Origin of the sequence: Frigoribacterium sp. CFBP 13707 (genome assembly GCF_014842245.1) — a bacterium.
GTDB lineage: Bacteria > Actinomycetota > Actinomycetes > Actinomycetales > Microbacteriaceae > Frigoribacterium > Frigoribacterium endophyticum.
The window spans coordinates 389,182-402,962 of record NZ_JACYVL010000003.1 but is presented as its reverse complement, the minus strand read 5'-3'; the positions used below and the strand labels follow the sequence as shown (position 1 = coordinate 402,962).

The following is a 13,781-nucleotide window of genomic DNA, read 5'->3' as shown; positions in this document are numbered from 1 at the left end:
GCCGTCATCGAGCCGGGACGGCGCCGGGCTCGGTGCCCTGCACGATCGGGACGCGCACGGCGCTGCCCCACTCGGTCCACGAGCCGTCGTAGTTCCGGACGTCCTCGAAGCCCATCAGGTGGTGCAGCACGAACCAGGTGTGACTCGACCGCTCGCCGATGCGGCAGTAGGCCACGACGGAGTCCCCGTCGGCGAGGCCGGCGCCGTCGCGGTAGATCGCGTCGAGCTCCGCGCGCCCGCGGAAGCGGCCGTCGTCGGCCGCGGCCTTGCCCCACGGCACGTTCTGGGCGCTGGGGATGTGGCCGGCGCGCAGGGCGCCCTCCTCCGGGTAGGCGGGGGCGGTGGTGCGCTGGCCCGAGTACTCCTCGGGGGAGCGCACGTCGATGAGGGGCCGGCCGAGGTGGGCGAGCACGTCGTCCTTGTAGGCGCGGATCACGGTGTCGTCGCGCTCGACCACGGGGTAGTCGGTCGGCTCCGGGCTCGGGGCCTGGGTGGTGTACTCACGGCCCTCCGCCTCCCACGCGGCGCGGCCGCCGTCGAGCAGGCGCACGTCCTCGTGGCCGAAGAGCGAGAACACCCAGAGGGCGTAGGCCGCCCACCAGTTGTTCTTGTCGCCGTAGACGACGATCGTCGAGTCGCGCGTGACGCCGCTGCGCGACATGAGCGCCGCGAAGGCCTCGCCGTCGACGTAGTCGCGCTGCACGGGGTCGTTGAGGTCGAGGTGCCAGTCGATCTTGACGGCGCCGGCGATGTGCCCGGTCTCGTAGAGCAGCACGTCCTCGTCGGACTCGACGACGACGAGCCCCGGCGTGCCGAGGTGCTCCTGCAGCCAGTCGGTGCTGACGAGGCGCTCGGGGTGCGCGAACTCCTGGAACTTCGGTGCTGCGTCGTGCTCGACGACCATGGGTGCCTCCTGCTGTGTCTCTCCGTCGCGGGGACGGAGCGCCGCCGGCGACGGCGGACGATCTCGGGTGCAGCGCGGCGGGCGCTGCGGACGGGCGCCGGTGCCCGGTGGCTAGACTCGGGCCCGGGTCACCGTCGAGGCTACGCACACGGCGTGAGCGTCGTCCGGGCGCCCCTCAGACTCTGACACAGATCGCCCCGACGCACACCGCGGCCAGGCCCCCGACGTGCGTCGCCCCCTGGTCCCCTGCCTGCGAGGTCGCCCGATGTCACCAGATCCCCTCACCGCCCGCGTCGCGCTGACCGAGCGCGCCCCCACGATCACGGGCGCCGAGATCGTCGCCGAGCTCGTCCCGCCCCGGCAGTTCGACGGGGCGTCGCTCGAGAACTACGTGCCCGACGCGGCCTTCCCGTCGCAGGCGGAAGCGGTGGAGGCGGTGGCCGGCTTCGGCGGCGCCGCCGAGCGTCCCGCACGACGCGGCCTGTTCCGCCGACGCGCGGACTCTCCCGACGTGCTCCCCGGCCTCTACCTCGACGGCGGCTTCGGCGTCGGCAAGACCCACCTGCTCGCCGCTCTCTTCAACCGGACCACGGGGCGTCGCTACTTCGGGACGTTCATCGAGTACACGGCCCTGGTCGGCGCCGTCGGGTACGCGGGCGCCGCTCGCCAGCTGGAGGGCGCCTCCCTGGTCTGCATCGACGAGTTCGAGCTCGACGACCCGGGCGACACGATGATGATGACGCGGCTGCTCGGCGACCTCGCCGAGGGCGGGACGCGGATCGCCGCGACCTCGAACACGCCGCCGGCGGCCCTCGGCGAGGGCCGGTTCGCGGCGGCGGACTTCCTCCGCGAGATCCAGGGGCTCTCCGACCGCTTCCGCACCCTCCGCATCGACGGTGACGACTACCGCCGTCGGGAGGTCGAGGCGAAGGCCCACACGGTCGACGACCTGGACGCCGCGGTGGCCTCCCTGCCGGGCACGGTGTCGGTGGACGACTTCGCGGCCGTGGTCGCGCACCTCTCGTCGGTGCACCCGAGCCGGTACGTCAAGCTCATCGACGGCCTCGACGGGGTCGCCCTGCGCGACGTCCGGCCGTTCACGAGCCAGACGGACGCGCTCCGCTTCGTGGCCTTCGTCGACCGGCTGTACGACGCGCAGGTGCGCGTCCTCGCGTCCGGCGCACCGCTCGACACGGTGTTCAGCGACGAGATGCTGGCCGGCGGCTACCGGAAGAAGTACCTGCGGGCCACCTCGAGGCTCGTGGCGCTCACGTCGGCGCACTGACGTCGGAGGCGCGCGGCGACGTCGCCCCCTGGGCCCCGACCCCGGAGGCCTTCCTGAGGCGGGCGAAACACGTTGTTCACAGTCGCGCGATACGTGTTACATCCCCGAAACACGACGGCACACGACCCGAAACACCTCGTCGAGACACTGAGGGCGGCACCACCCGCATCGTCCCGCACAGCCCGTGGCACCCCCACGGTCGGGGCGGCCGGTGCCTCCCTGGCTTGTCAGAACTCGAGAGGTGACACACACATGGATCAAGGCAACACCGCCTTCATGCTGATCTGCGCGGCACTCGTGCTGCTCATGACGCCCGGCCTGGCGTTCTTCTACGGCGGCCTCGTCAAGGCCAAGAGCGTGATCAGCATGATGATGCTGAGCTTCGGGGCCATGGGCCTGATCGGCGTCCTCTGGGTGCTCTTCGGCTACTCCATCGCGTTCTCGAACGGCCCCCAGGGCCCCGCGGGCACCGACACCTACATCGGGTGGGACGGCGTCTTCGGCTTCGACCCGTCGATGTTCAGCCTCGACTCGCTCTTCCAGGAGAGCGCGGCGCCGGTCGGCGACTACCCGACCATCGCCTTCGCCGCCTTCCAGGCGACGTTCGCGATCATCACCGTCGCCCTCATCTCGGGCGCCATCGCCGACCGCGCCAAGTTCGGCGCGTGGATGATCTTCGCCGGCGTCTGGGCCACGGTCGTGTACTTCCCCGTCGCGAGCTGGGTCTTCAACTTCACCCTCGGCGAGGACGGCTCGGTCGTCGACGGCGGCTGGATCGCCAGCATGGGCGTCATCGACTTCGCCGGCGGCACGGCCGTCCACATCAACGCGGGCGCCGCCGCCCTGGCCCTCGCCCTGGTGCTCGGCAAGCGCGTCGGCTTCGCCAAGGGCGCCGACAAGCCCCACAACCCGCCCTTCGTGCTGCTGGGCGCCGGCCTCCTCTGGTTCGGCTGGTTCGGGTTCAACGCCGGCTCGGAACTCGCCGCCGACGGCGTCGCCGCCCTCGCCTTCCTCAACACGATCGCCGCCCCCGCGGCCGCCATCCTCGGCTGGCTCGTCGTCGAGAAGGTCAAGGACGGCAAGGCCACCTCGGTCGGCGCCGCCTCGGGCGCCGTCGCCGGCCTCGTCGCGATCACGCCGGCCTGTGCCGCCCTGTCGCCGTTCTGGGCCATCGTGCTCGGCGTCGTCGCCGGCGCCGTCTGCGCCCTGGCGATCGACCTCAAGTTCAAGCTCGGCTTCGACGACTCCCTCGACGTCGTGGGCATCCACCTCGTCGGCGGCCTCCTCGGCACGCTGTACCTCGGCTTCTTCGCCAACGGCTCGGGCCTGATCTTCTCCGGCTCGTTCCGCCAGCTGGGCATCCAGGCGCTCTCGGCCCTCGCCGTCATGGCCTACTCGTTCGTGCTCGCCTTCCTGATCGGCCTGGCCATCGAGAAGACGATCGGCTTCCGCGTCAAGAACGAGGACGAGGTCGCGGGCATCGACCTCGCGCTGCACGGCGAAGAGGGCTACGTGCTCGAGAACTCGCGCGCCTAGCTCGTCACCGCTGCTCCGCCAGGACGGCCCCGGTCACCACGACCGGGGCCGTCCTTCGTCTGTGGGTGGGGGAGCTCCCGAGCCTCGCAGGCGGGCTGCTGCGCCCCGGAGGAACGCCGGGAGGCGCGCGAGGCCACCCGAGGACGTTCGGTACGACGAGACATGCGGCGGACACGGCTGAGGCGGCTGAGGCGGACGGTGCCCTCGGGGGAGGACGGAACGCTCCTCGGAGGCCGACAGCCCATGAGATCGAGGAAAGCCCTCGGGAACGAACCAACCCCCGGGAACGACGAAAGCCCCCGGCGAACCGGGGGCTTTCTCTGTGTGAGCGATACTGGGATCGAACCAGCGACCTCTTCCGTGTCAGGGAAGCGCGCTACCGCTGCGCCAATCGCTCATGCATGTCGCCGAGGCGACGTATTCAGTTGATCACGACATCATAGACCGGAGTCTTGACGACATGGAGGTGGAGACGGGATTTGAACCCGCGTGAACGGCTTTGCAGGCCGGTGCCTCGCCTCTCGGCCACTCCACCATACGAGCAGCTCCCAGAGGGGGAGCCACCAGTCGGTGGACCACCCTCTGGTGAGCATTACACTCGAGCGGATGACGAGATTCGAACTCGCGACCCTCACCTTGGCAAGGTGATGCGCTACCACTGCGCCACATCCGCATTTCGCTTTGCATTTCTGCGTGCAAAAGAACAATACCCAGACCCGGGGCAGAAAACAAATTGAGGCATGTTCGTGTCTTGCGGGCCCTGATCAGCAGGGTCGGACCTGCCCGCGCCGGGGCCTCGAATGGCGCCGGGCCGCCCCGATGCACTAGCATCGACGAGTCCCACAGGGGCGATTGGCGCAGTTGGTAGCGCGCTTCCTTCACACGGAAGAGGTCATCGGTTCGAGCCCGGTATCGCCCACACAGAACACCTCTCGACAGAGCATGTCGACAGAACCCCGGTCCGCCGGGGTTTTTTCATGCCCTCACCCGACATCACGGCCAGCCGCCCATCACGGCCTGGACGACTGCGGTGCCAGGAACACGTCGGTCGACCGATCGGCCCCGTACGTGACCGAGACCGGCACCGCCTCCGCCGCGCTCCGCACGAGCGGGACGGGCACGTACTGCCCCGCCCACCACCAGCGCTGGTGCGACGCCGTCTCGACGCCCACCGTGTAGCGACCGCTCGGCACGATGAACTGAGCCACCTTGCGGGGGGAGCTCGTCGCGTCGAGGGCCTGCGTCATGACGGCCCCGGTCGCCGTGTCGGTGATGGTCACGACGGCGCCGTCGAGGTCCGGGCCCGGGGCGTTCACCGGGTCGGGCTCGTCGACGACGACCTGGAGGTCGTACGTCGTGTGGACGTACCGGGGAGCCGCGGCGACGTGGCTCGCCGGCGTCGTGGCGGTCTCGGCCTCGACGTCCTGTCGCCACACGGTGGGCACCGCACCCGGGGCAGCCACGACCGTGGCCGTGTAGAGGTCGGTGGGCATGCCGGAGAAGAAGTAGCGCCCCTCGGCGTCGGTGACGGAGGTGAGGGAGGTGCCGGTCCGGTTGCCGTAGACCTCGACCGTGAGCCCGGCCGGCGGCGTGGGCCACGGGCCGACCAGCCGGCCGCCGAGGGTGCCCCCGACGGGGAGCGTCACGTCGACCGCCGTCGGTGCCTCGGCCCGGACGGTGAGGTCGGTCGTCATCACCGGTGTCCGGCGACCGTGACCGGCGGTCGGCGGCGGGGTCACGGAGACCCAGTAGCGCGAGCCCACGGGCACGTCGGCGAAGGTCAGGGCCCCGGTGGAGTCGGTGGTCGCGTCCCGCTCGAAGGGCCAGGCGCCGACGAGGCGGACGGCAGCCCCGGGAAGGCCGAGGGCCGTGCCCGACGACCGCAGCAGCCTCACGGAGACCGTGCCCGTCGCCGTCGTGGCCGGCACCACGGCGGTCGACGACACGAGAGGCGGAGGCGCGGCCTGGGCCGAGGCCGGGGCGAGAGCTCCGAGGCCGACCGCGGCCACGAGCGAGAGCGAGACGACGAACGTGTCCACGGGGACCCCCTGTGCGTGCAGCGACCCGGCACGGTGCCGAGCCCGCCGGGGTCCGGGCCTCCGGTGGCAGGAGCCTAGGCCCGCGGCGCCTCCGCCGCACCCGTCGTGGTCACCACGGCTCGACAGCGTCCACCGGGCGGGCCGACGTCGGCGCTCAGCCCTCCTTGGCGGCCCGCCGTCGCCGGATCGCCAGCGCGGTCCGCACGCCGTAGACCACGGCGATGACCGCCCCGACGACGATGGTCACCCACGAGCCGTCGGGGGAGAGCAGCGCCTCCGCCGCGAAGACGAGGCCGAGGAAGGCGATGCCGGCGGTGATGGCCAACGACGCGGTGGTGGGGGCGGGAGGGGGCGTGTCGCTCATCCCGTGACCGTACCGTCACCCGCTCCGGGGGAGCAGCATCGGAGCATGCCCGCCGCCCCGCCGCTGCCGCACCGCCCCGTCACCCAGCACGACTGGCGCGACGTCGTCGGCCTGCACTGGGCGGTCGACCCGGCCCTCGCGGCGCCGCTGGTGCCCCGGGCCACGAGGCCCGACCTGCACGACGGGGCGGCCTGGGCGAGCCTCGTCGCCTACCGCTTCGTCGACAGCACCGTGCCGCCGCTGCCGCGCCTGGGGCGGCTCGGCACCATGACCGAGATCGTCGTCCAGCTCGCGACCGTCGACGACGAGGGCCGTCGGGGCATCGCGTACCGCTCGATCGACACCCAGCACGCGCCCGCCGTGGTCGCGGCTCGGCTGATCGGCCTGCCCTACGTCTGGGCCCGGGCCGGCAGCCGGGTGCGCGACGACGACGTCGCCCACCGCACGCAGCGCCGGGCGGGAGGCGCGGGCTCGGTCGTCCGGGTCGCCCTCGTCCCCGAGACGGTCACCCCGCCCACGGCCGACGCCGACGAGACGACGAGGTTCCTCTCCGACCGCTGGGGGGTCCACACCGCACGCCGCGGAGTCACCGGCTGGTGGCGTCGCGCGCACGAGCCGTGGACCTTCCGCACGGGCACGGTCACGCGCCTCGACGACGGGCTCCTGGCCGCGGCGGGCCTGCCCGACCTCGCCGAGCGCGAGCCCGACCGCGTGACGGTGTCACCGGGCGTCGTCGTCCGCTACTCGCGGGGCTGAGGGCGGCCCGCTCGGACGGCCACCCGGCGTCCACCGTCCCGTCACCGGGGCGCCGCCTCCTCGTCGTCCTCGCTCCCTACGGTGCTCGCGGGCCGGTCAGCACGACCGGCCGCACGACCGGCCGCACGACCGGCGGCCGCCCGCGGCCCCGCACCTGGAGGACACCGTGACCCCGACCCGCCCCCTCGCCGCCGCCGCGGCGCTCACCGTCCTCGCCCTCGGCCTCGCGGGCTGCACCGCCGCCGACGCCGCGGGCGACGACGCCGCCTCCGGCACCGCCGCGACCGCCACCAGCGCGGAGGACCTCGGGGGCATGGACGCCCTCGTCGCGGCCGCCGAGGCCGAGGGCGAGCTCAACGTGATCGCCCTGCCCGACACCTGGGCCAACTACGGGAAGATCATCGACGCCTTCGAGGCCGAGTACGACATCACGGTCAACAGCGACAGCCCCGACGTCTCGAGCGCGGAGGAGATCACGGCGGCGAAGAACCTCGCCGGGCAGGACACCGCGCCCGACGTCTTCGACCTGGGCTCGGCCGTGACGCTCGCGAACCTCGACCAGTTCGCGAAGTACAAGGTCGCGACGTGGGACGACATCGCCGACGACCACAAGGACGCGGACGGCGCCTGGGTCTACGACTACACCGGCCTGATGTCCGTCGGCTACGACGCGGACGCCGTGCCCGAGCCGGGGACCCTCGACGACCTGCTGGGCTCCGAGTACAGGGGGAAGGTCGCGATCAACGGCGACCCGACCCAGGCCGGCGCGGCCGCGGCGGCCGTCCAGTGGGCGGCGCTCCAGGACGGCGGCAGCGCCGACGACGTCAGCGCCGGGGTCAGCTGGTTCGGCGAGCTCGCCGACGCGGGCAACTTCCTGCCCACCGACCCGACCCCCGCCACGATCGCCTCGGGCGAGACGCCCGTCGTCTTCGACTGGAGCTACAACAACCTCGCGGCCGCGGCCGACGCGGGAGGGCGCGACTGGAGGACGGCCGTGCTGCCCGGGACGGCGCTCGGCAGCTACTACAACCAGGCCGTCAACGTCGACGCGCCCCACCCCGCCGCCGCGCGCCTGTGGCAGGAGTTCATCATGAGCGACGAGGCCCAGAACCTGTACCTCGCCGCCGGGGCGTACCCCGTGCGCCTGGCCGCGATGACCGAGGCCGGCACCGTCGACCAGGACGCCCTCGACGCCGTCGGCGAGCAGCCGGCCGACACCGTGCAGCTGACGACCGAGCAGACCGAGGCCGCCTCCGCGCTGCTCGCCGGCACCTGGGCGCAGGCGATCGGCTGATCGTGGTCGCGCTCGTCGAGGGGAGGCCCCCCGCGGCCGACCGCGACCGCGTCGACGGCGCCCGGCCCCCTCGGGCCCGGCGCCGTCCGGCGGCGTGGTGGGCCCTGACCCCGTTCGCGGTCTACGTCCTGCTCTTCCTCGCCGTGCCCTGCGTCGTCGCGCTGGGCACCGGCTTCGTGACGGGCGACGGCCGACCCAGCCTCTCGGCGCTCACCGCCCTCGGCGAGCCCCTCGTGCTCCGCGCCTTCGGGAGCTCCGCGCTCGTGTCGGGGATCACCGCCGTCGTCGGCGCGGTCGTCGGCGCCGTCGTCTGCTGGGGACTCACCGCCCTCCGCCCGGACGGCCTCGTCCGCAGCCTCGTCGACTCGGCCGCGAGCGTCCTCGCGCAGTTCGGCGGCGTCATGCTCGCCTTCGCCTTCACGGCCACCATCGGGATCCAGGGCGTCGTCACCCAGCTCCTGCTCACCCGGCTGGGCGTCGACGTCTTCGCCGGCGGCGTCTGGTTCTACCAGGTGCCCGGGCTGCTGCTGCCCTACGTCTACTTCCAGGTGCCGCTCATGGTCATCACCTTCATGCCGGCCGTCACGGGGCTCAAGCCCCAGTGGCAGGAGGCGGTGGCCACCCTGGGCGGGACGCGGCGCGAGCACCTGCTCCGCGTCGTCGTGCCCGTGCTCGCACCGGCCTTCGTCGGCAGCGTGCTGCTGCTCTTCGCGAACGCCTTCTCCTCGTACGCGACCGCCGCGGCCCTGATCAGCCAGGGCGCCCAGATCGTGCCCCTGCAGATCCGCGCGGCGCTGGTCAGCGAGACGGTGCTGGGCCGCGAGGACGTCGCCGGCGTGCTCGCGCTCGGCATGGTCGTCGTCATGGTCGTGCTCATGACGCTCTACTCGCTGCTCCAGCGCCGCACGGAGCGGTGGCAGCGGTGACCCGCCGACGCGGGGAACCCGGGACGGCGCTGCGGAAGGCCGTCCTCGCCGTGGTCGGCGCCGTCTTCGCCGTCCCGATCGCGGCCATGGTCGCGTTCTCCCTCCGCTCGGCGGACGGGACGGGCCACGACCTGGGGCACTGGACCGCCCTCGCCGCCCCCGAGAACGAGAGGGCGTACCGCTCCCTCGTCGAGGGCGTCACGAACAGCCTCGTCCTCGCGGCGGTGACGGCCGTGCTCGTGCTCGTGCTGCTCGTGCCGACGATGGTCGTCGTGCACCTGCGGTACCCGGCGCTGGTGCGGCCCCTCGAGTTCGTCTGCCTCGTGCCCGTCACGGTGCCGGCGATCGTGCTCGTCGTCGGGCTGGCCCCGGTCTACTCGGTCGTCTCGCGGGTCGCCGGCTCGGGGGCCTGGACCCTCGCGCTGGCCTACGGGGTCACCGTCCTTCCCTACGCGCACCGCGCCGTCCAGGCCGACCTGGCCGCCACCGACCTCCGCACCCTCACCGAGGCGGCCAGGACCCTCGGCTCCGGCGGCGTCGCGACCCTCCTCCGTGTGGTGGTGCCGTCGCTCCGTCGCGGGCTCCTGGCCGCGGCGTTCATCACGGTGGCCGTCGTCCTGGGCGAGTACACGATCGCCAGCCTGCTGAACCGGGTGACGCTGCAGACGTCGCTCGTCCAGGTCTCGCGCAGCGACCCCTTCGCGGCCGTCATCCTCGCCCTGCTCGCCCTCCTGCTCGCGTTCCTGCTGCTCGCCGTCGTCGGCAGGGTCGGCTCCGCCGGCGCGGGCCGCCCCGTCCTCCCCGGCCGCGACGTCGCGGCCCCCGCCCCAGCTCCCGCCCGGAAGGCCCTCTCGTGACCGCCACCGCCCCCGTCGACCCGACCACCGCCTCCTCGGCCCCGTCACCGACCGGTCGAGGCTCCGCGGCCGCGGGCGCCCGGACGACGTCGACCGCGGGCGCCGCGGTCGCCCTCCGCGGCGTGGTCAAGGAGTACGCGGGCCACGTGGCGCTCCGCGGCGTCGACCTCGACCTCGCGCCGGGGGAGCTCGTCGCCCTCCTCGGCCCCTCGGGCTGCGGCAAGACGACGGCACTGCGCACCCTCGCGGGGCTCGAGACGGTCACCGAGGGCCGCATCACGGTGAACGGGCGCGACGTCGTCGACGTGCCGACCCATCGTCGAGACGTCGGCATGGTCTTCCAGGCGTACTCGCTCTTCCCGCACCTGACGGTGCAGCAGAACGTCGAGTTCGGGCTCCGCACGCGGCGCGCGGGGCGGGCCGAGCGGGCGACCCGCGCCGCCGAGATGCTCGACCTGGTGGGCCTCGGGGAGCTGGGCGGCCGGTTCTCGCACCAGCTCTCGGGCGGCCAGCAGCAGCGCGTCGCGCTCGCCCGCGCGCTCGTCACGCGGCCCCGCGTGCTGCTGCTCGACGAGCCTCTCAGCGCGCTCGACGCCCAGGTGCGGGTGCAGCTGCGAGAGGAGATCCGTCGCCTGCAGCGCGAGCTCGCCATCACGACCCTCTTCGTGACGCACGACCAGGAGGAGGCCCTGGCCGTCGCCGACCGGGTCGCCGTGATGCGGGCCGGCGCGATCGAGCAGATCGGCACGCCCGAGCAGCTGTACTCGGCGCCGGCGACGCGGTTCGTCGCGGAGTTCGTCGGGTCGAGCAACCGGCTGCGGGCCGAGGTCGTCGACGGGCGGGTGCGGCTGCCCGGGCAGGAGGTCGCCGCCGTCGGCTCCCCGGACGACGGAGAGGCGTGGGCCTACGTGCGCCCGGAGGACGTGACGTTCGCCGACCGCGGGGTCGCGGGCGTCGTCGAGTCGGTGTCGTTCCTCGGCGCGGTCTGCCGCACGAGGGTCCGGACGTCGCCCGACGACGTCGTCGTGCTCGACCACCGCGCGCACGAGCGGCGCGAGGTCGGCGAGTCCGTCCACGTGGCGTTCACGCCGCGGGCCGTCGCCGTCGTGCCGTTCGGCTGACGGCGCCGGCGGCCCCCGGGGTCAGGAGGAGGACGAGGGCCCGGTCGAGCCCGTGCCCTTCTTCGCCGCGATGGCGTCGCGCTCGCCCCGCAGCGAGCGCACGGTCTCGGGGTCGAGGAAGTCGACGAACGGGTTCGGCTGACCGGTCTTGTCGGCCACGACCAGCGTGTACTCGGCGGCCGCCTGGCGCACGCGCTCGGTGGCGCGCCCCGCCTTCTTCGCCGAGAGCGGCCGGTCTCCCATCACCTCGCCGTGGTGCTCGAGGGCCTTGACCAGGGTCTTGAGGGCTGCATCGATCTTCTTGCTCACGGGGGCATGGTGGCACACCGAGGTGAACGGGCGAGCCCGGGGCGCAGGAGCGGTCGTCCGCGGGGAGGACCACGGTGGTCCTCCGGGCCGATCCGGGGCGGGCGTCGCCGCCCGTAGCGTCGCCGACATGTCCGCCACGCCCGCCTCCGGCCCCCTGCCCGCCGGCTCCCCGACCGCCGGTCGCCGAGCGCCGTCCCTCGACCGGGCCGTCGAGGCCCTCCGCGACCTCGTCGCCTTCGCGGTGCAGCAGGCCCTCTCCTGCGCCTTCGCCGTCGCCGTGCTCGTCGGCCTCGCCGTCACCTCGGTCGTCGACGTGGGGATCCCGCGGTACGACGCGATGCTCGTCTGGTGCGTCGCCGTGCAGGCGGCCTTCGTCGTCGGGCGGCTCGAGAGCCGCCGCGAACTGCTCGTGATCTGCGCCTTCCACCTCCTGGGCCTCGGCCTCGAGGTGGTCAAGGTCGCCGTCGGCTCGTGGTCCTACCCCGACGAGGGGGTCCTCCGCGTGGCCGACGTGCCGCTCTACAGCGGCTTCATGTACGCGGCCGTCGGGAGCTACGTCTGCCAGGCCTGGCGGCGCCTCGACCTCCGGGTCGACCGCGTGCGGACGGGCCCGGCGCTGGCCCTCGCGGCCGCCTTCTACCTGAACTTCCTCACGAACCACTGGCTGCCCGACGTCCGGTGGCCGCTGATGGCGGTGGCCGTCCTCCTCCTCGGCCGGCACCGGGTCGCCTTCACCGTCCGGGGGAGGGTCCGTCGCATGCCGCTCCTCGTCTCGTTCGCGCTCATCGCCGTCTTCATCTGGCTCGCGGAGAACGCGGCGACCCTCGTCGGGGCCTGGGCCTACGCCTCCCAGGCCGACGGCTGGTCGATCGTGCACCCGTCGAAGATCGGCTCGTGGACGGTGCTCGTCGTCTTCAGCGTGGTGCTCGTCATCTGGCTGCACCAACGCGCCGACGACGCCGCGGCACGGGCGGCCGCCTCAGGCGAGGCCGCCACCGCCGAGGCCGAGGTCGAGTCGCCCCGTCGCGAGGACGGCGTCGAGCACGAGGTGCGCCACCTCGTCCTTCGTCCCGGCCAGGCGGCCGACCTCGTCGCCCCCGGCGCCCAGCACGACGACGTCCGAGTCGTCGGTGCCGAACCCGGTCGACCAGCCGACCGGGTTGAGCACCAGCAGGTCGCAGCCCTTGCGGGCGAGCTTCCGGCGCCCGAGGTCGAGCAGCTCCTCGGGCGACGTGGCCGTCTCGGCGGCGAAGCCGACGACGACCTGGTCGGCCGGCCGTGAGGCGCTGAGGGCCGCGAGCACGTCGGTCGTCCTGACCAGGCGGAGCGTCAGCTCGTCGCCCCGGTCGTCCTTGCGGATCTTCGACGCGGCCACCTCGACGGGGCGGTAGTCGGCGACCGCCGCCGCCATGACGACGACGTCGGCCCCGATCGAGGAGGCGGTGGTCGCGTCGAGCAGCTCGCTCGCGGTGCCCGCCGCCACGACCTCGACGCCGGGGAGGAGCGCCGCCGCCCGGGCGACGTCGTCGTCCAGGTGCGCGGCCACGAGGGTCACGGCCGCCCCGCGGGACGCAGCGGCCCGGGCCAGGGCGAGCCCCTGTCGACCGCTCGAGCGGTTGCCGAGGAACCTCACGGGGTCGAGGGGCTCGCGGGTGCCGCCGGCCGTCACGACGACGCGGCGACCGGACAGGTCGCGGGGGCGCGCCTCCGCGACGACGGCCTCGGCGACGGCCGCGAGCGCGGCCTCGACGATCACGTCCGGCTCGCTGAGACGACCCGGCCCGCTGTCGCCGCCGGTGAGCGGCCCGTCGTCGGGGCCGACCACGACCACGCCCCGCGAGCGCAGCAGCTCGACGTTCGCGACGGTGGCGGCGTTCCGCCACATCTCGGTGTGCATGGCCGGGGCGACGACCAGGGGAGCCGTGCTCGCGAGGATCGTCGTGCCGAGGAGGTCGTCGGCGAGCCCGTGCGCGATCGCCGCGAGGGTGTGGGCCGTCGCCGGCGCGACGACGACGAGGTCCGCCGCCTGGCCGAGCGCGACGTGGCGCACCTGGGCGACGTCGTCGAAGACGGAGGTGTGCACCGGGTTGCGGCTGATGGCCTCGAAGGTGGGCAGGCCCACGAACCGCAGGGCCGCCTCCGTCGGGACGACGTGGACGTCGTGGCCCCGGACGACGAGGCCGCGGACGACGCTGACCGCCTTGTACGCGGCGATCCCGCCCGAGACGCCGACCACGACCGTGAGGCGCCGGGCGCCCTCGCCGTCGTCGTCTCGTCGGTGCTGGCCACGGTCGGTCTGTCCGGTCACGGTTCCCCTGACGTCGGGGGCCGTCGGGGAAGCGCCGGCGGCCCGGTAGCGTTGCTGCCTCCACGATGCCCCATCCCGGGGT

At 73.6% G+C, this 13,781-nt stretch carries 12 protein-coding genes, 4 tRNA genes and 1 pseudogene; 9 read left to right on the top strand and 8 right to left on the bottom strand.

What is annotated here, in order from left to right:
• Window positions 1-4 precede the first annotated feature (4 nt).
• Window positions 5-904, bottom strand: a complete 900-nt coding sequence (locus tag IFT45_RS08880; protein ID WP_056054586.1) for a sulfurtransferase — start codon at window positions 902-904, stop codon at window positions 5-7.
• 265 nt (window positions 905-1,169) lie between these two features.
• Between IFT45_RS08880 and zapE the strand changes: the two genes are divergently transcribed.
• Window positions 1,170-2,189 carry a cell division protein ZapE gene (gene zapE / locus IFT45_RS08875; RefSeq protein WP_192127702.1) on the top strand — a complete coding sequence of 340 codons (1,020 nt, stop codon included), beginning with the start codon at window positions 1,170-1,172 and terminating at the stop codon, window positions 2,187-2,189.
• 252 nt (window positions 2,190-2,441) lie between these two features.
• Window positions 2,442-3,725, top strand: a complete 1,284-nt coding sequence (locus IFT45_RS08870) for an ammonium transporter (protein ID WP_056054591.1) — start codon at window positions 2,442-2,444, stop codon at window positions 3,723-3,725.
• Between the two features lie 325 nt (window positions 3,726-4,050).
• On the opposite strand, the gene IFT45_RS08865 is transcribed toward IFT45_RS08870, so the two are convergent.
• The 3 genes from IFT45_RS08865 to IFT45_RS08855 all read right to left on the bottom strand — a co-directional run bounded on the left by IFT45_RS08865 (window position 4,051) and on the right by IFT45_RS08855 (window position 4,398).
• Window positions 4,051-4,122: transfer RNA gene (locus IFT45_RS08865), tRNA-Val, on the bottom strand.
• Between the two features lie 64 nt (window positions 4,123-4,186).
• Window positions 4,187-4,260 (bottom strand) — tRNA-Cys (locus IFT45_RS08860).
• A gap of 66 nt (window positions 4,261-4,326) precedes the next feature.
• Window positions 4,327-4,398, bottom strand: a tRNA-Gly gene (locus IFT45_RS08855).
• Window positions 4,399-4,571: 173 nt separating this feature from the next.
• Between IFT45_RS08855 and IFT45_RS08850 the strand changes: the two genes are divergently transcribed.
• Window positions 4,572-4,644, top strand: a tRNA-Val gene (locus IFT45_RS08850).
• A 91-nt stretch (window positions 4,645-4,735) separates the two neighbouring features.
• Here the strand turns inward: IFT45_RS08850 and IFT45_RS08845 are convergent.
• Together IFT45_RS08845 and IFT45_RS08840 are read right to left on the bottom strand one after the other, a co-directional pair.
• Complete coding sequence (locus IFT45_RS08845) at window positions 4,736-5,764, bottom strand: carboxypeptidase-like regulatory domain-containing protein (RefSeq protein WP_192127700.1); 1,029 nt, start codon at window positions 5,762-5,764, stop codon at window positions 4,736-4,738.
• A 154-nt stretch (window positions 5,765-5,918) separates the two neighbouring features.
• On the bottom strand, window positions 5,919-6,128 hold the full coding sequence (locus IFT45_RS08840) for a hypothetical protein (protein WP_192045674.1): 210 nt from the start codon (window positions 6,126-6,128) through the stop codon (window positions 5,919-5,921).
• Between the two features lie 45 nt (window positions 6,129-6,173).
• Here IFT45_RS08840 and IFT45_RS08835 point away from each other — a divergent pair, with 45 nt between their 5' ends.
• From IFT45_RS08835 to IFT45_RS08815, 5 genes are all read left to right on the top strand, one after another.
• Complete coding sequence (locus IFT45_RS08835) at window positions 6,174-6,884, top strand: YqjF family protein (RefSeq protein ID WP_192127698.1); 711 nt, start codon at window positions 6,174-6,176, stop codon at window positions 6,882-6,884.
• Between the two features lie 166 nt (window positions 6,885-7,050).
• Window positions 7,051-8,178 (top strand): ABC transporter substrate-binding protein, encoded by a 1,128-nt coding sequence (locus tag IFT45_RS08830; protein WP_192127696.1) that lies wholly within the window; start codon window positions 7,051-7,053, stop codon window positions 8,176-8,178.
• A 2-nt stretch (window positions 8,179-8,180) separates the two neighbouring features.
• A complete protein-coding gene (locus IFT45_RS08825; RefSeq protein WP_371810928.1) occupies window positions 8,181-9,104 on the top strand; it encodes an ABC transporter permease in 924 nt (307 codons plus the stop codon).
• Window positions 9,101-9,961: an ABC transporter permease subunit gene (locus tag IFT45_RS08820; protein ID WP_371810927.1), complete on the top strand. Its 861-nt coding sequence runs from the start codon at window positions 9,101-9,103 to the stop codon at window positions 9,959-9,961. Before IFT45_RS08825 ends, IFT45_RS08820 begins: the two co-directional genes overlap by 4 nt.
• Window positions 9,958-11,082, top strand: a complete 1,125-nt coding sequence (locus tag IFT45_RS08815) for an ATP-binding cassette domain-containing protein (RefSeq protein WP_192127694.1) — start codon at window positions 9,958-9,960, stop codon at window positions 11,080-11,082. Before IFT45_RS08820 ends, IFT45_RS08815 begins: the two co-directional genes overlap by 4 nt.
• A gap of 21 nt (window positions 11,083-11,103) precedes the next feature.
• Here the strand turns inward: IFT45_RS08815 and IFT45_RS08810 are convergent, their stop codons facing one another.
• Window positions 11,104-11,391 (bottom strand): hypothetical protein, encoded by a 288-nt coding sequence (locus tag IFT45_RS08810; protein ID WP_192127692.1) that lies wholly within the window; start codon window positions 11,389-11,391, stop codon window positions 11,104-11,106.
• A gap of 127 nt (window positions 11,392-11,518) precedes the next feature.
• Between IFT45_RS08810 and IFT45_RS17120 the strand changes: the two are divergent.
• Window positions 11,519-12,298, top strand: a pseudogene (locus IFT45_RS17120) (DUF817 domain-containing protein); the annotation flags it as partial.
• 72 nt (window positions 12,299-12,370) lie between these two features.
• Here IFT45_RS17120 and coaBC read toward each other — a convergent pair.
• Window positions 12,371-13,627, bottom strand: a complete 1,257-nt coding sequence (coaBC, locus tag IFT45_RS08800) for a bifunctional phosphopantothenoylcysteine decarboxylase/phosphopantothenate--cysteine ligase CoaBC (protein WP_371810940.1) — start codon at window positions 13,625-13,627, stop codon at window positions 12,371-12,373.
• Window positions 13,628-13,781 lie beyond the last annotated feature (154 nt).

Bases quoted from the DNA above. Each gene is read 5' to 3' on its own strand.
- IFT45_RS08880 (WP_056054586.1), bottom strand. From the start codon at position 904: ATGGTCGTCGAGCACGACGCAGCACCGAAGTTCCAGGAGTTCGCGCAC.
- zapE (WP_192127702.1), top strand. From the start codon at position 1,170: ATGTCACCAGATCCCCTCACCGCCCGCGTCGCGCTGACCGAGCGCGCC.
- IFT45_RS08870 (WP_056054591.1), top strand. From the start codon at position 2,442: ATGGATCAAGGCAACACCGCCTTCATGCTGATCTGCGCGGCACTCGTG.
- IFT45_RS08840 (WP_192045674.1), bottom strand. From the start codon at position 6,128: ATGAGCGACACGCCCCCTCCCGCCCCCACCACCGCGTCGTTGGCCATC.
- IFT45_RS08835 (WP_192127698.1), top strand. From the start codon at position 6,174: ATGCCCGCCGCCCCGCCGCTGCCGCACCGCCCCGTCACCCAGCACGAC.